Here is a 19,076-nt window from a genome sequence, read left to right on the forward strand (position 1 = left end):
GGGAGGCGCACGGTCTCAGCCCAGCTCGCCCAGGAACTCCAGGAGCGCGGCGTTGACCTCGTCCGGCCGCTCCTGCTGGGTCCAGTGGCCGCAGCCCGGCAGGGTCAGGCTTCGGCGCAGCTTCGGAGCCGTCCGCTCCAGGGACGCCAGCAGCTTGTCCGCGTGGGGGAAGGCACGGACCAGATCGCGGTCGCCCCCCACGTACAGCGCGGGGACATCGATCCCTCGCCCGTGGAAGGGCGCGAGCAGTTCCCAGTTCCGGTCGAGGTTGCGGTACCAGTTCAGCCCTCCGGTGAAGGCGCGCTCGCCATGGTGGCCGTACTCCCGGACGAAGACGTCGATGTCGTCCTCGCCGAGCCAGCCGGGCAGTTGCTTCGGCTCCGGCATGGTGTCCAGGAGCGTGCTGCCCTCGGGGATGACCCACGGGCGGGGCGGGTCGCTGCGCGGGGAGTCGCCCGAGGCGCCGGTCAGGAGGGAGCGGAACGCCCTTGCCGGATCGCGCGCCAATTCGGCGTCGGCGACACCCGGCTCCTGGAAGTACAGCTGGTAGAAGCCGTCGCCGAGCACCGCGCGCAGGGCCGGCAGCGGCGGGACCGGCCCGCGCGGCGCGGGCGGGACGCTCAGGCCCGCCACGCCGCGTACGACGTCCGGGCGCAGCATGGCCGTCGTCCAGGCGACCGGCGCGCCCCAGTCGTGGCCGACGACCACCGCGCTGCTCTCGCCGAGGGCGTGGATCAGCCCGATGACGTCACCGGTGAGGTGCAGCATGCTGTACGCGGCGATGTCGTCGGGCTGCTCGCTGCGGGCGTAGCCGCGCTGGTCCGGTGCGACCACCCGGTACCCGGCCTCGGCGAGCGGCCCGAACTGGTGCCGCCAGGAGTACCAGCACTCGGGGAAGCCGTGCAGCAGGAGCACCAGCGGCCCCCGCCCCTGTTCGGCGATGTGCAGTCTTACGCCGTTCACCTCGACGAACCGGTGCTCCACCGTGCTGGTCATCCGTACTCCCGCCCTCGCTGCCGACCGAGTCGCCGTCACGGACGCGTGCCGCTCGGCGTGTCCAACAGTACGGCCCGGCTCGCGGCGGGCACAGTGCGCGCCCGCCGGGGACCGGGGTGCACCGGAAGCAGCCGGTCCCGCCGCACGCGCGGTCCAGCGGTGCGGTTCACCGGGAGTCGCCGGGGTACGTGGGCGTGGGGGAGCCGACGGCACCTCATCCGACCAGCGCGAGAAGGGACTTCGGCCATGGTCTTGAAGCGGCCTCACGAGGACGGACGCGGAAGCCGCGACGTCGAGCTCAACCCCGTCTTCAGCCGGGAGCCCGTCACGGTTCCCCGGTACGCCCTGCCCGAGCGGGAGATGGGGGCGGACGTCGCCTATCAGCTCGTGCACGACGAGCTGATGCTGGACGGCAACGCGCGCCTGAACCTGGCGACCTTCGTCAGCACGTGGGCGGAGCCGCAGGCCGAGCGGCTCATGGCCGAGTGCGCCGACAAGAACATGATCGACAAGGACGAGTACCCGCAGACGGCCGAACTGGAGACGCGGTGCGTGCACATGCTGGCCCGGCTGTGGCACGCCGAGGACCCGCGCGAGACGATGGGCTGTTCGACCACCGGGTCGAGCGAGGCGGCGATGCTGGGCGGGCTGGCGCTCAAGCGGCGCTGGCAGCACCGGCGCCGCGCGGAGGGCAAGCCGGCCGACCGGCCCAACCTGGTCATGGGCATCAATGTGCAGGTCTGCTGGGAGAAGTTCGCCGACTACTTCGAGGTGGAACCCCGCTACGTCCCCATGGAGGGCGGCCGCTTCCACCTCAGCCCGCAGACGGCGGTCGAGCTGTGCGACGAGAACACCATCGGTGTCGTCGCCGTCCTCGGCTCGACGTTCGACGGCAGCTATGAACCCGTCGCGGACATCGCGGCGGCCCTGGACGACCTCCAGGCCCGTACGGGCCTCGACGTGCCCATCCACGTGGACGGCGCCTCCGGGGCCATGGTCGCCCCCTTCCTCGACCAGGAGCTGGAATGGGACTTCCGGCTTCCGCGGGTGGCGTCGATCAACACCTCCGGCCACAAGTACGGCCTGGTGATGCCGGGCGTCGGCTGGGCGCTGTGGCGCGATGCCGCCGCCCTCCCCGACGACCTGGTCTTCCACGTCAACTACCTGGGCGGCGACATGCCCACCTTCGCGCTGAACTTCTCCCGGCCCGGCGCCCAGGTGATCGCGCAGTACTACAACTTCCTGAGGCTGGGCTTCGACGGCTACCGCAGGGTGCAGCAGACCTGCCGGGACGTCGCCGTCCGCCTCGCGGCGCGGATAGCCAAGCTCGACGAGTTCGAGCTGGTCACCGACGGCAGCGACATACCGGTCTTCGCCTTCAAGGTGCGCGACGGCATCGAGGGCTTCTCCGTCTTCGACGTCTCCGCGGCCCTGCGCGAGCGCGGCTGGCTGGTCCCCGCCTACACGTTCCCGAAGAACCGCACCGATCTGGCCGTGCTGCGTATCGTCGTACGCAACGGCTTCAGCCACGACCTGGCCGACCTGCTGCTGGAGGACCTCAACCGGGTGCTGCCGCGCCTGCGGAAACAGAGCGCCCCCCACCGCGACTCCGACGACGCCGGGGGCTTCGCGCACGGCGCCGAGACGAGGAATCCGCAGCGGCCCGGCCGGCACTGACGCACACTGTCGAACGAGCGACGACAAGGAGCTTCCTCCATGTGCCGACTGTTCGGTCTGAGCAGCGCGCCCGTCCGCGCACGGGCCACCTTCTGGCTGCTGGACGCCCCCGACAGCCTCAGCCGGCAGAGCCGCCGGGATCCCGACGGGACCGGCCTCGGCTACTTCGACGCCCTGGGCGTCCCGCACCTGCACAAGGCGCCCATCGCCGCGTACGAGGACCGCTGCTTCGGCCAGGAGGCCGAACACGTCGAGTCGGCCACCTTCCTCGCCCATGTGCGCTACGCCTCGACGGGGAGCCTGGAGGAGCGCAACACCCACCCCTTCCTCCAGGAGGGCCGGCTCTTCGCCCACAACGGCGTCATCGAGGGACTGGACGCGCTCGACGCCGAACTGGGGGACGACAGGTCGCTGGTCGCGGGGGACACCGACTCCGAGCGGTTCTTCGCGCTGATCACCCGTGAGATCCGGACCCACGGAGGCGACGTCGCCGCCGGGATCGAGCACGCGGCCCGCTGGGTCGCCGGGCACCTGCCCGTCTACGCCCTCAACGTCGTCCTCGCCACACGCGACGAACTGTGGGCCCTGCGCTACCCCGACACCCATGAGCTGTACGTCCTCGACCGCGACGCCGGTGGCCGGCACGGTGACCGCCACCTCGACCACAGCGGCGCCCGGGGCCGCATGCGCGTCCGCTCGCAGGACCTGGCGGCCACCCCGGCGGTCGTGATCGCCAGTGAACGCATGGACGACAACCCCCGCTGGCGCCTCCTGAGATCCGGCGAACTCCTGCACGTAGGCCCGCGGCTCGACATCACCAGCCGCGTGGCCCTCCCGGACCCACCGGTGCACCGGCTGACCCTGACCGACCTGCGCCCCGAAGCGGCCGCTTCGCAGAAGGCGGGCTGAGGCCGGGCATCTGTCCTTCTCCGGAAATTTTCCGCGGCCGACGGCCTGGATGTTGTCATGAAGCCGACAACCTGCTCCGCTGGCGGTGAGGCGTTCGAAACGAGCGGGCGCCGTCGCGCGCGAACGCCCGGCGCGACGGCGGAAGAGAGAGCGATATGGGTATCTACGGCCAGGACTGGGCGAGTTACCAGTCGTCGGAACCGGATGTGTCAGGACTCGGCTTCGCCTTCGTCAAGGTCACCGAAGGTCTGACGTACATCAACTCCAAGTGGGTGGCGCAGCGGGACCACGCCAAGGCGCACGGTCTGGTGTGGGGCGCGTACCACTATCCCTGCATGGCCAACTCCCCGCACGCCGAGGCCGATCACTTCCTCCGCCAGGTCGCCTGGCGGCCGGGCGACCTCGTGGTCCTCGACTGGGAGGGCTACGACGACGCCAACCAGAGCGTGCCGCGCGCCCGCCAGGCCGCGTACAAGGAGGAGTGGCTGCGGTACGTCAAGCGTCGGCTGCCGTACCACCCCGTCGGGATGTACGCCAACCTCGACTACTGGCGCAACGTGGACACCACCGGCTACTACTGCGACTTCCTGTGGATCGCCACCGCCGGACGGACGGCCGGGCACCCGGGCATCCAGGCCGACTGGCTCTTCCACCAGTACAGCGACTCCGGCGGTGTCGACCGCGACTACTGCCGCCTCGGCAGCACACGGGAACTCCGCGCCTGGGCCCTGTCCTTCGAGCCCGCACCCCCCACCGCTTCCTACACGGAGGACGACATGCTCGCCTTCTTCACCGTGCCGGCGAACACGGACTTCGACCTGCCGGTCGAGCCCGCGGGAACGACCTCCGCGCCCCAGGGCGCGGCCCGCAACGGCCCGGCCTGGGTCGCCCTGGCACCGCAGGGCGCGGACGGACAGGTGACCACCGCCCTGCACCAGGAGGGCGGCGCCTGGGGCAGCCCCAGCCGCGCGGGCGTGACCGTGGCGGGCAGCAAACACCTGATCGACCTCCCTTCCGACGGCACGGTCGACAAGGTCCGCATCCGCTCCACGGTGCCGCTCGTCGGCTATGTCGTCGGCCGCCAGGTCGCCTGACCCCCCCGTGTCGAGCGGCACGGGACGGGCCCGGACAAGCCCGGCCCCCGGGGCGGTGGTGCCGTCCCGCTGCCTCACCTGCCCCAGATCCTCCGGTACGCCGCGCGGTAGCCGGGCGGGTCCCAGGTCGTGCGGCCGGCGCTGTTGGCGGCCGTGGCGACGTGCACCGGGGCGACGTAGCCGCTGGCGGGTGCGCCGGAGAAGGCGCGGTTGAACTCGTCGACGATCTGCCAGCCCTGCTCGGTGAGCGGCTCGGGCACGGTGGCCGCCTGGAACTGCCTGCTGTCGATGCGCTGGAAGGCGGAGGGATCGCCGTCGCCCGCGCCGATGTTGAAGGGGGCGCCGGCGCCCTTCCTGCGGGCCGCGCGCAGTGCCGGGGCGGCGTCGGCGAAGTACACGTCGTTGATGGCCACGGAGTGGGTCCACCTGTCCCGGAAGCGGGAGAGGAGCGAGGAGACTTCCTGGGGCGTGCGGCTGCTCGTGTCCGGGAGGGGGATGTTCTCCTCCGCCAGGAGACGCACGCCGGAGCAGGTGGCGAGTTCCTTCTCGATCAGGCCGGACTTGTCCCTGGCGAACGGGATCGAGGCGTCGGTGAACACGACGACTCCGGCGTCGCCGTGGGAGTGCGCGATGATCCACTCCGCGCTGATCCGCGCGACGTCGTCGACCCTGGTGGTGATGTTGCTGTAGAGCGCGGGGTCCTTGCTCGGCCCCGGGGCGTCGACGGCGTGCCAGCCGATGAGCGGGATGTGCTCGGCGTTGCCCTTCGCGACCTGTCCGGACGTCAGGCGGGGGTCGAAGCCGCCGATGACGACGCCCGACGGCCGGAGGGTGACGGCCTGGCTGAACGCCGCCTGGATCCCGGCGGGGGTGCCCTGCCCGTCGATCACCCGGACGCTCCAGCCGATGACCCGCGCGGCGTCCCGCACCCCTTCGGCGTTGGCGGCGACGCCCGGGTTGGTCATGGTCTGCGCGACGTAGACGATGTTCTTGCCGGGGACCGCCGAAGGGCCCGTGGTGGGGCCGCGCCAAGCGGAACGGGTCTCTTCGGCCTGCCGGACGGCGGCTTCGGCCCTGGCCAGGACGCCGGGGCAGCCCGACTTTGCCGGTCCGGTGGGGACCGGCGCGGCACCGGTCGACGCGCCGCGCTCGCAGCCCGCGACGACGCTGACGGCCGCCGCCATGACGGCCGCGCCCCACAGGGCGGCCTTGCGGTTCGCGTGCACGGGAGCTCCTCGCGGCGGGCGGGTCAGGGAGTGGCCCCGGGTGCGGACCCGGGTGCCCGGGAGCCCTCCGTCCGGCGGCGGCGCAGCCGGCGGCGCGCGGCGTAGCCGGCCAGGCCGACGGCGATGAGCAGCGTGCTGCCGTTGAACAGCGGGGTGACCCAGAACCGGGCCCCGAGCTGCCCGATGCCCGCGAGCCCGATGGCGAGGACGGTGACGGCGACGAGCGTGCCCAGAGCGTTGGCCCGGCCGGGTCTGATCGCGGTGGAGCCGAGCAGCGCGCCGACGAAGGCGGGCAGGAGGTAGTCCATGCCGACGCTGGGGTTGCCGATCTGCTGCTGTGCGGCGAGCAGGACTCCGGCGGCGCCGACGACCAGGCCGGACCCGACGAAGGCGTGGACGACGTGCCGCCGGGTGGGGATGCCCACCAGTTCGGCGGCGCGGGGGTTGGACCCGATGACGTACAGATACCGGCCCAGCGGCAGGCGTTCCAGCAGCAGCCACAGCGCGGCGGTGAGGACGAGGACGTAGAAGGCGGAAACGGGCAGGCCGAGGAACCGGGAGTCGTAGAGGTCGGTGAAGGCGGCGGGGAGGCCGTGCGGGCCGGGGACGATCCGGGCTCCGCCGGTGAGCCGGCCGGTGAAGGCGTACATGATGCTGCCGGTGCCGAGGGTGGCGATGAAGGAGTCGATCCGCGCGAACTCCACGACGATGCCGTTGAACGCGCCGACGGCGGCCCCGCCGAGCACCACGGCGAGGCAGGCGAGCGGCCAGGGCCAGCCTTCGACGACGACGAGACGCATCGTCATGACGTGCGCGAGGCCGAGGCCGTAGCCGATGGACAGGTCGAACCTACCGGCGGCGATGGGGATCACCGCGCCGAGCGCGAGCATGGCGGGGATCGACTGGTCGGACAGGACGGCGGAGATGTTGTCCAGCGTGGGGAAGGTGTCCGGCAGGGCGAGGGAGAAGGCCAGGAACAGCAGGACGGCGAGGGCGAGCAGGCCGTACGCGCCGATGAGGTGCCCGAGAGCACGCGAGGGTCTCGGTGTCATCGCCCGGGCGTCCCGGTGAGGGCGGTCATGTCCGAGGCCGCGTGGGTGAGCGCGCCGACGGTGAGGCCGTCGCCGCTCAGCTCCACCGTCACGGCCCCGCGGACGAACACCAGGGCCCGGTGGCACACGCCCGCGACCTCCTCGAAGTCGGTGGAGATCAGCAGGACGGCGAGCCCTCCGGCCAGCGCGTCCCGGAGCAGTCCGTGGATCGCCGCCTTGGCGCCGACGTCCACGCCCGCGGTGGGTTCCTCGAGGATCAGCAGCCTGCGCCTCAGCCCGAGCCACCGGCCGATCATGACCTTCTGCTGGTTCCCGCCGGAGAGGGTGGCGATCGGGGCCTCGCTGTCCCGGGGGCGCACCGAGAACCGGTCGATCAGGCCGGTGGCCACGGCCCGCTCCCGCCCCGGGCTGATCCAGTGCGCGCCCGTCAGGCCGCCCGCCCGCGGGTTGGCCAGGAAGTTCTCCCGTACGGTCAGTTCGGCCGCGCAGCCCTCCTCCTGGCGGTCGCTCGTCACGAAGCCGACGCCCGCGTCGACGGCGGCCGCGACCGTGCCCGGCCGGTAGGGCAGGCCGCCGAGCAGGGCCCGCCCGGCGAGGAGCGGCCGGGAGCCGGCGAGGGCGCGGCCCAGTTCCATGTGCCCGGCCCCGGTGAGGCCCACCATGCCGAGGACCTCCCCGGCGCGCAGCCGCAGGCCGACCGGTCCGGCGTGCTCGGTCCGTACGCCGTCGAGGCTCAGGACGGTGGGTCCCGTGGCGGGGGCGGCGAGCCGGTGGGTGGCGGGCCGGTGGCCCACGATGTCGTGCACCAGCCGGGCGGGGGCGTGGCCGGCGAGCGCGCCGTGGCTGACGACGCGGCCGTCGCGCAGGACGGCGAAGGTGTCGGCGACCTTGTACACCTCGTCGAGCCGGTGGGTGACGAAGACGACGGCGCGCCCGTGGTCGCGCAGGGTGTGCAGGACGCCGAAGAGCCGGGCGCAGTCCGCCGCCGGGAGGCTGGCGGTCGGCTCGTCGAGCACGATGAGTCCGGCCCGCGTGCTCAGGGCGCGGGCGATGGCCACCAGCGAGCGTTCGGCGCGGGTGAGGTCGGCGACGACGGCGTCCGGGTCGAGGTGCGCGGCGACGATGCCGAGGGCCTCGGCGCACTGCCGCCGGGTCCGCCGCCAGGACACCAGGCCCGCGCGGCGCGGATACCCGGTGCCCAGGGCGATGTTCTCGGCGACCGTCATCCACCCGACGAGACCGAGGTCCTGGTGGATGAAGGACATGGCGCGGGAGGCCGCCTCGGTGCCGAGCGGATGCCCGGCGACGGTCACCTCGCCCTCGTCCGCGTGGTGGATGCCCGCGAGCACCTTGATGAGCGTGGACTTGCCGGCGCCGTTCGGGCCGAGCAGGGCCAGGACGCTGCCGGAGCGGATGTCGAGGTCGACCGAGTCCAGCGCGAGTGTGCCGCCGAGCCGTTTGCCGAGGCCGCGGATGCGGACGAGGGGCTCGGGGCCGTGGCCCGGGAGGGGGCCGGTGTCAGGAGTGCCGCGCACAGACTTCTCCAGGACCTGTCAGGACAAGCTGGTGCAATTTCCGTCATGTTACGGTCCGGCCGGCCGTGGCGCCGGATGGGCCGTCAGATCGCGGGAATGTCGTCGAGGTCGAAGGACGCCTCGACGGGGCCGGACCTGCCTCCGGGCACCTCCAGGGCGCACTCGGCCCAGATGACCTTGCCGTCGGCGGTGTAGCGGGTGCCCCATGCCTGGGAGAGCCGCGCGACGAGGAACAGGCCGCGGCCGCCCTCGTCGGTGACGGCCGCGTGGCGCAGGTGCGGGGCGGTGCTGCTGGTGTCCGAGACCTCGCAGGTCAGCGCGCGGTCGTAGAGCAGGCGCACCCGTATGGGGCCGGTGCCGTACCGGACGGCGTTGGTGACCAGCTCGCTGAGCAGCAGCTCCGTGGAGAACGCGATCTCCGCAAGCCCCCACTCGGCCAGCCGGTGGGTGACGGCGGAGCGGACGGAGGAGACGAGCGCCGGGTCGGCGGGCAGGTCCCAGGTGGCGATCCGGTCCGGGTCCAGGGCGTGGGTGCGGGCGACGAGCAGGGCGATGTCGTCGATGGGGTGCTCGGGCACCACGGTCCGGAGGATCGCCTGGCAGGTGTCCTCCGGCGAACGGTCGGGGTGGGCCAGGGTCCGGCGCAGCTGCTCCAGCGCCGTGTCGAAGTCGCGGTGGCGGTCCTCGATGAGCCCGTCGGTGTAGAGGACCAGCCGGCTGCCCTCGGGGAGGGGGAACTCGGCGGTCTCGAAGGGGAGGCCGCCCAGGCCCAGGGGCGGCCCGGCGGGCAGGTCGGGGAAGGTGACGGTGCCGTCGGGGCGCACCAGCGCGGGTGGGGGATGACCGGCCCGGGCCATGGCGCACCGCAGCGAGGTGGGGTCGTAGACGGCGTAGAGGCAGGTGGCGCCGATGAGCCCGGTGTTGCCGTTGAGCGGGTCCTCGCCGCACTCCTCCCGGTCGAGGCGTCCGACGAGATTGTCGAGGTGGGTGAGCACCTCGTCCGGCGGGAGGTCCAGCTCGGCGAAGTTGCGCGCGGCGGTGCGCAGCCGGCCCATGGTCGCGGCGGCGTGCAGGCCGTGGCCGACCACGTCCCCGACGACGAGGGCGACGCGCGTGCCGGAGAGGGGGATGACGTCGAACCAGTCGCCGCCGACCCCGGACTCGGCCGGCATGTAGCGGTGCGCCACCTCGACGGCGTTCTGCTCGGGGAAACCGTGCGGCAGCAGGCTGTGCTGCAGGGCGAGGACCATGGCGTGCTCGCGGGTGTAACGGCGGGCGTTGTCCACGCAGATGGCGGCGCGGGTCGCGAGCTCCTGGGCCAGGGAACGGTCGTCGTCCCCGAAGGGTGCCGGGTCCCGTGAGCGGTAGAAGCTCGCGATGCCCAGGGCGATGCCGCGGGCGAGGAGCGGGACGGCGATGAGGGAGTGGATGTTGTGGGCGAGCAGGCGCTGGGCGTTGGCCGGGTCCTGGGTCTTCCAGTCGGCCGAGGTCCGCAGATCGGGCTCCAGTACGGTCTGCCCGCTGGTGAGGCAGCGCAGCTGAGGGGTGGTCGGCCGGAGGTCGACCCGCTCACCGGCGGGGTAGAAGGGGCAGTCCTCGCGGATACCGTGGACCACCGCGCGGTGGAGGTCCTTGCACGGGTCGGTCGGCTCGTCGCCGCGGAGCACCGCTTCGGGAAGGTCGACGGTCACGAAGTCGGCGAGGCCCGGGACGGCCGTCTCGGCGAGTTCCCGGGCGGTGCGGCTCACGTCCAGGGTGGTGCCGATGCGGGTGCTGGCCTCGGACAGCAGCTCCAGGCGGCGCCGTGCCGCGACGGCGTACTTCCCCACGGCCGGCTCGCCCACCAGCACCAGTCCGCTGGCCGCGGCCTCGGCGGCGCCGGGCGCGCGGGCCGCCGTGGAGGTCCGGCGGGGGAGGTGTCCGGGCGAGGTGCCGACGAGCGGCCGCCGCTCCGCGGGAGCGGGCGCCGTGCCGGCTTCGGCCGGGACGGTGAGGCGCTGGTGCGCCGAGGGGAGAATCACCTCGACGACGAGCCCCTCCACCCCGGACGAGCTGGTCACCGGGCGGCTCAGCAGCGTGACGCGGCGGCCGCCGGGCAGGGGCACCTCGACGGCGGCCCGCTGGGCGGAGGAGAGCAGCTCGGTGGCCTTCTCCTTGAGGATCATCTGGTCACGCCAGTCCAGCCCGCTCGCGGAGAGCTCGCCCACGTGCCCGTCGCGGGCCGCTCCGTCGTCCGGCACGCGGCGCCGGGCGTCGAGGTACGCCCGCAGCAGCGCGCGCTCCCGCACCGAACTCTGCTCCAGCAGCCGCCGTTCGATGACGCGGGCCGCCCTGCGGATCACGGTGTCCAGCGCCGCGTCCGCGTCGGTGCGTGGATAGCCGAGACACAGAACTCCCTCTATGTGCCCGCTGAGCAGGTCCCGGACGGGTATCGCAGAGCAGGCGTTCGACCGGGACCGCTCGGCGAAGTGCTCGGCACCGTAGATGTCGACCAACTGCCGCTCGGCGAGCGCCAGGCCGATGCCGTTGGTCCCGGCGAACTCCTCGGCGAACACGAATCCCGGCACGCTCTGGATCGGGGCCAGCCGTCTGGCCATGTCGGCCTCGCCGAAGCGGCGTTGCAGTACGGCCCCGCGTTCGTCGGCGAGGCACACGTTCATGTTCCTGCCCGCGAACATCGCCTGCAGCCGGTTCAGCACGGGCCCGGCCGCGCGGACGAGGCGGCCGTCCAGATCGAGGTCCTGCGTGTAGGGAAGTTCGCAGCCGTCCGGTGACAGCCCCAGCGACCGGCAGCGTTGCCAGGAGTTCAGGATCGGGCCGCGCACGGCGCCCTCCACCGGGTCGCCGCCGAAGAACTGCTCACGGGCGAGCGCGGGGCCGACGCCTTCCGCCACGAGCCCCATCCGGACCACTTCCCTCGTCGGTGCGTGCGCCCATGACCACCCGTTCGTCGGAGCGGCTGCACTGTTGTTCCATATTAGAACTTTGCCGACATAACGGCACCGATCGCGGACGGTGGCCAGGGGGTACGGTCCGTGACGCGGGCCCGCCCGGCTGTCACAGCACCGCCACGGGGTTGACGGGCGAGCCCGTACCGCCCGGAATGTTCAGGGGCGCCACAAGGAGCAGGAACGCGTGACGGCCTGCCCCGGCGGCACCGGACGAGAGCGCTTCGAGGTCGAGGTTGTCCAGGAGCGGCACCCCCATCGCCGTGACGGCGAGCGCGTGGACGGGGGAGCGCACGCCTTCGACCGGCGAGGGCCGTACGTCGTTGTCGCCGTCGCTGCCGAGCAGCGCGATGCCGCGCTCGGCCAGCAGGGGCATGGCGTCCACGTGGAAGCCCGCACCGGCCGCGTCGGGGTTCCAGGCGCCCAGCTCCCGGCGGCGGCGGAAACGGCCCACCCGCAGCAGCACCGCGTCGCCCTCGCCGATCCGCACGCCGAGAGCCGCCTCCGCGGCGAGGACGTCCGCGGCGCGCACGGCCTGCCCGGGTTCCAGCCAGGGCTTCCCCAGCACGGCGGGCAGGTCGAGGAGCACCCCCCTGGTCACCAGCGGGCCCAGCGCCGAGACGGCACCGAAGCGGGCACCGCCGGCGCCGACGAGCTCCCGCGCCGTACCGCCGCCGTAGAGCTGCCCGCGGTAGGCGATGTGCGAGAGCGCGTCGAGGTGGCTGACGCCCTTGCCGTGGTAGTCGGCGCCGATGAAGTCCTTGTGGGTGGACGGCTCGGGAGCCTCGACGTCACCCAGGTCGGACATGTAATGCAAGGCGGGCTTGCTGTTGTCCGGGCCGGACACGGTGTCCCACGGCCGTCCGAGCGGCACGACCGTCCCGGACCGGACGAGCGCGCCGGCCCGCCGGACATGGTCCGCGGTCACCCGGTTCCAGGCCCCGCGGTCGGCGGGCGCCCAGCGGCCCCACGTACGGACCGCCTCGAAGAGCGCGTCGAACTCGCGACGGGAGACGGGCGGCCCGCCGTCGCCGGGCACATCGGTGGGGTTGCTGCTCATCCGCTGTTCAGCGCTCCAAGGTAGACGGGCTGTGGCCCCCGTATCCATGGTGCTGAACGACGGGCCTCCGGCCGTCGACCGCGGCGCGGCCATTCCGGCGACAGGGATGCCCCGCGCGTGCGGCCGGTCAGTCGACGGAGTCCATGAAGCCCGGCATGCGCGCGTTGACCGCGTCCGCGTGGTCGATCTGCGGGCCGTGGCCGGTGTTCGAGACGATCTCGGCGCGGGCGCCCGGACCAGCACGACCGGGGTGCGCGACCGCGCGGCGGGGTCCGTGGGGCCGTACCGGTAGACGTGCGTGGTTCCGAAGCTCGCCTCCACGTCCCTCTCCTCGAGCGCGGGCGCGCCCATGGCGTAGAGCGCGTCGCACGCCGCGAAGTAGCGGTCGCGCAGGGAGTCGTTCACATAGCGGCCGACGCCGGCCTGGGGGCGGGTCATGGTCTCGGGCGCGGTGGGCACCTCCGGGAGCATCCGACCTTGGTGATACGCCCGTACCATGATGGTGATACGGGCGTACCATGAAGATCCCCGACCGGGCCCGAGCAGGGGAACCGACGAGCGGAGACGCGAAGATGCCCAAGCGCGTGGACCACGACGTACGCCGCGCCGAGATCGCCGAGGCGCTCGTCCGGGTCGCCGGGCGGCGCGGACTGCACGCCGTGGGGATGCGCGACGTGGCCGCGGAGGCGGGGGTCTCCCTGCGACTCGTCCAGTACTACTTCCAGACCAAGGAGAAGCTGCTTCTCCACGGACTCCACCACCTGGCCCGCGGCTTCGGCGAGCGGGTCGCCGCCCGGGTCCGCGCCGCGGGCGACGACCCGGGCCCGCGCGCGGTGATCGAGGCCCTGCTGATGGCCGCGCTGCCGACCGACGAGGAGAGCCGCCGCTTCCACCTCCTCTACACCTCGTACGCCGTCCTGGCCGTCACGGACGAGTCGCTCGCCGCGCAGCCGTTCATCGACAGCCCCAACGCCGCCGAGGACACCGTGACCGGCCTGCTCCGGAAGGCGGAGGAGGCCGGCCTCACCACCCCCGGTGTCGACGCGCGCACGGAGGCGGTCGGCCTGCTCGCCATGTCGGCGGGCCTGGGCACGAGCGTCCTGGTGGGCCAGCGCGACGCCGAGGCGGCGGCGGGGATCCTGACCCGTCATCTGGACCGGATCTTCCCGTAGGGCGGTGCGGTTCCGCCCCCGTCAGGTCAGAGCGCGCGGCCGAAGAGGTCCAGCAGTGCCGTCCAGTGCCGTTCGGCCGCCTCGGCGTTGTAGGAGGCGGTGTCGGCCTGCGTGAAGCCGTGGTCGGCGCCGGTGTAGACCTCGCACCGGTGGCGCACGCCCGCCTCGGTCAGGGCCTTGTCCAGGCGGTCGATCTGCTCGGGCGGCATCGCTTGGTCCTGGTCGGCGTGCCCGAAGTACAGCTCGGCGGTGATGTGTTCGGCGAGCAGGTGCGGACTGTCCGGCGCGGTGGAGGCGAGGTGCCCGCCGTGGAATCCGGCCGCCGCGGCCACCCGGTCGGGGTGGCTGCCCGCCGTACGCAGGGCCAGTCCGGCGCCCAGGCAGTAGCCGGTCAGGCCGACCGGCCCGGGCTTCGCCAGTGGAGAGTCGGCCAGCCAGCGCAGATAGGCGTCGGCATCGCGCATCGCCGCCTCCGGCGTCAGGGACTGGAAGAGCGGCCCGAGCTGCTGGAAGATCTCCGGGCGCTCCGCCACGTCGATGAATTCCGGCAGATCGAGCACCGGCGCCCGTCCGTGACGGTAGAAGACGTTGGGGACCAGGACCACGTAACCGGCCGACGCCAGGCGGTCGGCCATCTTCTTCAGGTGCGGGCGCAGGCCGAAGGCGTCCATGTAAAGCAGGACGGCGGGGTACGGGCCGGGGCCGTCGGGGTGCACCACATAGGCGTCGGCGGTGCCGTCCGGTGTGGGGATGTCGATGGATGTGCCATGCACGGAGGTCATCTGCACTTTCCTTTTCCTGTCGTCAGAGAAAACCGGGTCGGGATACGCGGAGGAAACACGCGGCACTACGGATGGATCCGGAATGTGATCCAGGCGGTCGATCCTAGACCCGCCGAACGCGGCCCAGGGGCGCGGGTGTCCGGAGCGCCGCCGCTCGGCGCACGGCGTCGGCGCGGTAGTGGCCGACGAGGTGAACTCCGGCTCGGTGCCGACCCGGCGCGCGGCGGGAAAGGTCGTGCAAAGACCCCTTGCAAGTGGCCTTTGCAAGACCCTACGCTGCTCCCATGGCCGAACAACCACCCGCTCAGGAGATCACCGACGTCGCCGCCCTGCGGGCACTCGCACACCCCATGCGGCAGAAGATCGAGAAATGCCTGCGCAAGGGACCGGCCAACTCCACCGCTCTCGCCCACGAATTGGGCGAAAGCACCGGACTCGTCAGCTACCACCTCCGCCAGATGGCCAAGCACGGCTTCGTCGAGGAGGTGCCCGAGCTGGCCAAGGGGAGGGAGCGGTGGTGGCGGGCGGTGCCGGGGGACCGGCGGTTTCCGCCGCACAGCCGGCAGACCCCCGAAATGCGGGAAGCCCTGACCGAGATGTACCGCATCAGCCTCGCCGAACTCGTCGAGAGCGTCCAGCGGTTCGGCGAGGCACGTGACGACCTGGGGCCCTGGGCCGATGCGGCGATCTTCTCCCGGTCCACGCTGCGGCTCACCCCGGAACAACTCCGCGAATTCCTCGAGGAATACATCGCTCTGATCCACCGATTCTCGCGCCCCGAGGAAGACGCCGCGCCCGACGCCCGCGCCGTGCTGGTACGGCTGCTCGGAATCCCCGAGGTCGACTGACCGGGAGCGCACCCGACTTCGAACGAAAGGGGACACACGCCGTGCTGCCCTCGGCGAAACCGCTCATACGGCTGTTCGCCGCGCTGGCGGCGGCGGCCATCGTGTTCCTCCTGCCCGCGCCCGCCGCGCGGGCGGCCGGCACCGGTCTCGTCCACGAGGAGGTCACCTTCCGTGGCGGCGGCGGTCTCGTCCTCCACGGGACGGTCCTGTCGAACGGCGGGACCCACGCGCCCCGCCCCGGCATCGTGCTCCTCGGCGGCTCGGGGCCCGGCCCGCGGGAGGAATACCGGCAGGAGGCCGAGGCATTCGCCCAGGCCGGGATCACCACCCTCGTCTACGACAAGCGAACCGTCCAATACTCCACGCTGCACCGGGACTTCGGACTGCTCACCGAGGACGCGCTCGCGGCCGTGCGACTGCTGCGCGACCGAGCCGACGTGAACCCCCGCCAGGTCGGGATCTGGGGATTCAGCGAAGGAGGCTGGATCGCGCCGCTGGCCGCGTCGCGCTCGTCCGACGTCGCCTACGTCATCACCGTCGGAGGGTCGGGATTCTCCCCGCTCCGGACCCAGGCGTGGAACCTCACCACGCACCTGCTGCACCAGAACGTCAACGGGTCGTTCGAGCGCACCGTCAGCGGACCGGCGGCTCAATTCGTCGACGCGACCGGCCTGTTCCCGACGGCGGACCACGATCCCGTACCGGTGCTGGAAAGCCTGCGCCGGACACCCGTGCTGGCACTGTGGGGGCAGTACGACAACCAGGTGCCGCCCCGGGAGAGCGCCCGGGTCTTCCAGCGCGCTCTCGCCCGGGCGGGCAACGAGCACGCCGTCATCCGCTTCGTCGCCGATGGCGCCCACAACGGCCACCGCACGTCCGACGGCTTCGACCGCGTCGGCGGCCCCCTCTTCCACGGCAAGCGGCTCGGGGAGCTGACCCCCGACTACGTACGGACCATGACCGGCTGGGTACAAGCCGTCGCCGCCGGCCACGCACCCCCCTCCAGCGCCGCCCCCGCACCACCACAGGCGGCTCCCAGCACCCCGGTCCCGAGCCGCACCCCCTACGCGTGGCTCGCCCCCGCACTGCTCCTCCTGGGCTTCGCCACCTACCCGCTGACCGCCGTCCTGCGCAAGGGCCCCGCCGTGCGCCCCGTCCGCCGGCTGGCCGGGCTCGGCCTGGTCGCGGTGGTGGGAGCGGTCGCGTGCCCGCTGTCGGTCTACGCCTTCGGTGAAGCGGCCGTGGAACCGGTCGTGTTCGGCCGCCCGGCGGGGTGGCTCGTGGTGCAACTGCTCGGCATCGCCGTGGTCGTGGCGGCATGCGTGGCGACGGCCGCGCTCCGGCGGACGCGACGAACCCTGGACACGGCCACCTGGCTCCGGCTGACCCCGGCGATGCTCGCGGCCGCGGGATTCGTCCCATGGGCGCTGTGGTGGGGCGTGCTGCGGCCTTAGCCCGACTCCGACGGGGGCGGCTTGCCGCCCTCCTCGGCGATCGTCTCTCCCGCCGAAGTCCTGACGAACCCCCGGCGACTGACCTCGACCGCAGACGGACCCGACAACGGCGAGTTCAGCCGATCCTCACGACATTCGACCGGGGGACGTCGATGGTGCTCACGTCACCCAGGATGTCGACGGTCAGCTGTACGCGTCCACGAACGAAGTCGACGGATCCGACAGGGCCCCTGAATTCTGCGAACGGCCCGCCCGTGACCCTTACAAGGTCACCTATCTGAATCTCCGCCTCATGCGGCATGTCCGCTCCCTCCGGGTGCTGTGAACACCAGCTGCCACTTCCGGCGGACAATACTGGAGAGGTACAACATATCCGCACAAGCTCGGGGGATTCCAGCCCGGTCGCTGTGTTCCCATTCAGCTGTCACCGTGCAGTCCCTGTTCACGATGGGCGGACCAGTGGTGGCCTGCTTCACCGCCTTCACGGTGATTCGCCGCTCGGCCCCCCGGCCGTACGGAGGTTGGCGGCCACCTGGCCCAGCGCCTTGGCGAGAACGGCCCGTTCCGCAGTCGACAGGCCCGCCAGCAACGGTTCTTCCAGCTCGGTCAAGGTCTGCCGCATCTCGGCCAGCGCGCGTCGGCCGTCCTCGGTGACCCGGAGCACGGCCGTCCGTCCTCGACCGGCGGGAGACGAACGGGCGACGGCGCCTGCCTTCTCCAGCTGGAGGACCGTGGCCTGCATGCTCTGGGCGGTGACTCCGGCGCGGCGGCCCAGCTCGCTGTAGGAAAGGCCGGGTTCATGCGCCAGGTGCCCCAGCGCGCTCATCAGGCGCAAGGAGTGGCTGCCGCGCGCCTCCAGGGAGCGGCCGGCCTCGTCCCGTACGACCCGGCCCACACCGATCAGCATCAGCGCCAGCGACAGTCGCTGCTCCTCGGCCAAGGCCGTGCCACCCGCTTCCGTATCGTCCGTCGATCGTCCGTCGTCATCGCCGCGCCCGCACCCGCCGCCGGGGCCGCCGCATCCGGATGCTAGCGTCCCACGTGTTTAAGTCTGACTGAAACCAATGGGAGCGAACGCGCTCATGACCAAGCTCATGCTCAGCCTGCACGTCCTGGCGGCGCTCATTCTGATAGGCCCGGCTACGGTCGCCGCGAGCCTCTTCCCCCGCTACGCCCGGCAGGCGCTGGGCGCGGACGGCGGCTCGGAGCTGGGCGCGCTCCGGCTGCTCCACCGGGTCACCCGCGTCTACGCCGCCGCCTCCGTCGCGGTCCCGGCCTTCGGAGTGGCCACCGCCGGGCAGATGGGCGTGATGGGCGACACCTGGCTGATCGCGTCGATGGCGCTGACGGCGCTCGCCGCGTTCCTGCTGGTGCTCGCCGTGTTCACACAGGACGCCGTCATGGAGGCGCTCGACAAGCGGGACGAGAGCGCGCTCGCGACCGCCAGGGCGGCGCTGCCGCGCCTGGCGATGGTCACCGGCATGTTCTCGCTGGCCTGGGCCGTGGTCACGGTCCTGATGATCATCCGCCCCGGCTCGACGACGGGGGCCTGAACCCGGCCCGGAGGCCCGGCCCGGGTGACCGCCGGTCCTGCCCCCCTACACCACGTTCAGGCCGAGGGCGGTGGCGATGACCGCGGCCTGTTCCAGGCTGATGGTGGCCCCGGCCAGCTCCACGGTCAGCGGGTCCAGGGCGGACAGGTCGCTGCCCCGCAGGTCGGCGCCCGCGAGCCGGGAGCTGTGGAGCATCGCCCCGGACAGGTCCGTGGCCATCAGGGTCGCCCCTTCCAGCCGCGCGGCGGTGAGGTCGGCCTCCCTCATCCGCACACCCTCGAAAGCGGCCTTGCGAAGGTCCGCGCCGGGCAGGCCCACGAAGGACCAGTCACCCCCGGTCACCTGGAAAAGGGTGAAAGTCGACTGCTGGAAGAGACTTCCGACGAGTTTGCAGTTGGTGAAGGAGGTGTCGAAAAAGGTGCAGCGACGGAAGACGCAGTTGGTGAACGCCGCACCGGTGTGCCGGGAGGCATTGAAACGCACCCCGGAAAACGTGCAACCGTCGAAGACCGCCCCCTCGTTCACGACCTCGGTCCAGTCGGTGTCGAGGAAGGAGTAATGGGCGTACGTCCGGCCCGACAGGTCGTGTCCGTACCAGTCCTCATCCCGGATCACGCGCTCGCCGTCGGGTATCGGCGGCTCCGCGGAGACAGGGTCGATGTTCGCGCGGGCTGGTCGGATCGTCATGCGGTGCATTCAACACTGTGCGGTGCCGGACGGCCCACCTGGCCCGCCTGCCCTCCGACAGGCAACGGGCCCGCAGCGCGCCG

16 protein-coding genes and 1 pseudogene are annotated in these 19,076 nt (G+C 72.4%); 7 read left to right on the forward strand and 10 right to left on the reverse strand.

Annotated elements, in window-relative coordinates; all coding sequences use genetic code 11:
* Positions 1–15: 15 nt before the first annotated feature.
* Complete coding sequence (locus AB0435_RS03225; RefSeq protein ID WP_366002451.1) at positions 16–996, reverse strand: alpha/beta hydrolase; 981 nt, start codon at positions 994–996, stop codon at positions 16–18.
* A 246-nt stretch (positions 997–1,242) separates the two neighbouring features.
* Between AB0435_RS03225 and AB0435_RS03230 the strand changes: the two genes are divergently transcribed.
* The 3 genes from AB0435_RS03230 (at position 1,243) to AB0435_RS03240 (ending at position 4,676) form a co-directional block, all read left to right on the forward strand.
* Positions 1,243–2,673 carry a glutamate decarboxylase gene (locus AB0435_RS03230; RefSeq protein WP_366426075.1) on the forward strand — a complete coding sequence of 477 codons (1,431 nt, stop codon included), beginning with the start codon at positions 1,243–1,245 and terminating at the stop codon, positions 2,671–2,673.
* Between the two features lie 39 nt (positions 2,674–2,712).
* Positions 2,713–3,582 (forward strand): class II glutamine amidotransferase, encoded by an 870-nt coding sequence (locus AB0435_RS03235; protein WP_366426076.1) that lies wholly within the window; start codon positions 2,713–2,715, stop codon positions 3,580–3,582.
* A gap of 155 nt (positions 3,583–3,737) precedes the next feature.
* Positions 3,738–4,676, forward strand: coding sequence for a glycoside hydrolase family 25 protein (locus AB0435_RS03240; RefSeq protein ID WP_366002448.1), 939 nt, complete (start codon positions 3,738–3,740; stop codon positions 4,674–4,676).
* Between the two features lie 74 nt (positions 4,677–4,750).
* Here AB0435_RS03240 and AB0435_RS03245 read toward each other — a convergent pair whose 3' ends face one another.
* The 6 genes and pseudogenes from AB0435_RS03245 to AB0435_RS03270 all read right to left on the reverse strand — a co-directional run.
* The gene (locus AB0435_RS03245) at positions 4,751–5,860 is read right to left on the reverse strand and encodes a substrate-binding domain-containing protein (RefSeq protein ID WP_366002524.1); all 1,110 of its coding nucleotides are present in this window, start codon (positions 5,858–5,860) and stop codon (positions 4,751–4,753) included.
* Positions 5,861–5,925: 65 nt separating this feature from the next.
* Complete coding sequence (locus AB0435_RS03250; RefSeq protein WP_366002447.1) at positions 5,926–6,954, reverse strand: ABC transporter permease; 1,029 nt, start codon at positions 6,952–6,954, stop codon at positions 5,926–5,928.
* On the reverse strand, positions 6,951–8,489 hold the full coding sequence (locus AB0435_RS03255; protein ID WP_366002446.1) for a sugar ABC transporter ATP-binding protein: 1,539 nt from the start codon (positions 8,487–8,489) through the stop codon (positions 6,951–6,953). Before AB0435_RS03255 ends, AB0435_RS03250 begins: the two co-directional genes overlap by 4 nt.
* A gap of 83 nt (positions 8,490–8,572) precedes the next feature.
* Positions 8,573–11,392: a SpoIIE family protein phosphatase gene (locus AB0435_RS03260; RefSeq protein ID WP_366426077.1), complete on the reverse strand. Its 2,820-nt coding sequence runs from the start codon at positions 11,390–11,392 to the stop codon at positions 8,573–8,575.
* A 154-nt stretch (positions 11,393–11,546) separates the two neighbouring features.
* Positions 11,547–12,497 carry a cyclase family protein gene (locus AB0435_RS03265; protein WP_366426120.1) on the reverse strand — a complete coding sequence of 317 codons (951 nt, stop codon included), beginning with the start codon at positions 12,495–12,497 and terminating at the stop codon, positions 11,547–11,549.
* A 234-nt stretch (positions 12,498–12,731) separates the two neighbouring features.
* Positions 12,732–12,935, reverse strand: a pseudogene (locus AB0435_RS03270) (alpha/beta hydrolase); the annotation flags it as partial.
* Between the two features lie 134 nt (positions 12,936–13,069).
* Between AB0435_RS03270 and AB0435_RS03275 the strand changes: the two are divergent.
* Positions 13,070–13,669: a TetR/AcrR family transcriptional regulator gene (locus AB0435_RS03275; RefSeq protein ID WP_366002443.1), complete on the forward strand. Its 600-nt coding sequence runs from the start codon at positions 13,070–13,072 to the stop codon at positions 13,667–13,669.
* Between the two features lie 26 nt (positions 13,670–13,695).
* Here the strand turns inward: AB0435_RS03275 and AB0435_RS03280 are convergent, their stop codons facing one another.
* Entirely contained in the window at positions 13,696–14,451 is a 756-nt protein-coding gene (locus AB0435_RS03280) for a dienelactone hydrolase family protein (protein WP_366002442.1), read from the reverse strand.
* 284 nt (positions 14,452–14,735) lie between these two features.
* Here AB0435_RS03280 and AB0435_RS03285 point away from each other — a divergent pair, with 284 nt between their 5' ends.
* Together AB0435_RS03285 and AB0435_RS03290 are read left to right on the forward strand one after the other, a co-directional pair.
* A complete protein-coding gene (locus tag AB0435_RS03285; RefSeq protein ID WP_366002441.1) occupies positions 14,736–15,299 on the forward strand; it encodes a helix-turn-helix domain-containing protein in 564 nt (187 codons plus the stop codon).
* A gap of 41 nt (positions 15,300–15,340) precedes the next feature.
* Positions 15,341–16,753: a prolyl oligopeptidase family serine peptidase gene (locus AB0435_RS03290; RefSeq protein WP_366426078.1), complete on the forward strand. Its 1,413-nt coding sequence runs from the start codon at positions 15,341–15,343 to the stop codon at positions 16,751–16,753.
* Positions 16,754–17,234: 481 nt separating this feature from the next.
* On the opposite strand, the gene AB0435_RS03295 is transcribed toward AB0435_RS03290, so the two are convergent.
* On the reverse strand, positions 17,235–17,693 hold the full coding sequence (locus AB0435_RS03295; RefSeq protein ID WP_366002439.1) for a MarR family transcriptional regulator: 459 nt from the start codon (positions 17,691–17,693) through the stop codon (positions 17,235–17,237).
* 142 nt (positions 17,694–17,835) lie between these two features.
* Between AB0435_RS03295 and AB0435_RS03300 the strand changes: the two genes are divergently transcribed.
* Positions 17,836–18,306 (forward strand): hypothetical protein, encoded by a 471-nt coding sequence (locus tag AB0435_RS03300; protein WP_366002438.1) that lies wholly within the window; start codon positions 17,836–17,838, stop codon positions 18,304–18,306.
* Between the two features lie 45 nt (positions 18,307–18,351).
* On the opposite strand, the gene AB0435_RS03305 is transcribed toward AB0435_RS03300, so the two are convergent.
* The gene (locus AB0435_RS03305; protein ID WP_366002437.1) at positions 18,352–18,993 is read right to left on the reverse strand and encodes a pentapeptide repeat-containing protein; all 642 of its coding nucleotides are present in this window, start codon (positions 18,991–18,993) and stop codon (positions 18,352–18,354) included.
* Positions 18,994–19,076: the final 83 nt, after the last annotated feature.

Origin of the sequence: Streptomyces sp. NPDC051173 (assembly GCF_040689515.1) — a bacterium.
Classification (GTDB): Bacteria; Actinomycetota; Actinomycetes; order Streptomycetales; family Streptomycetaceae; genus Streptomyces.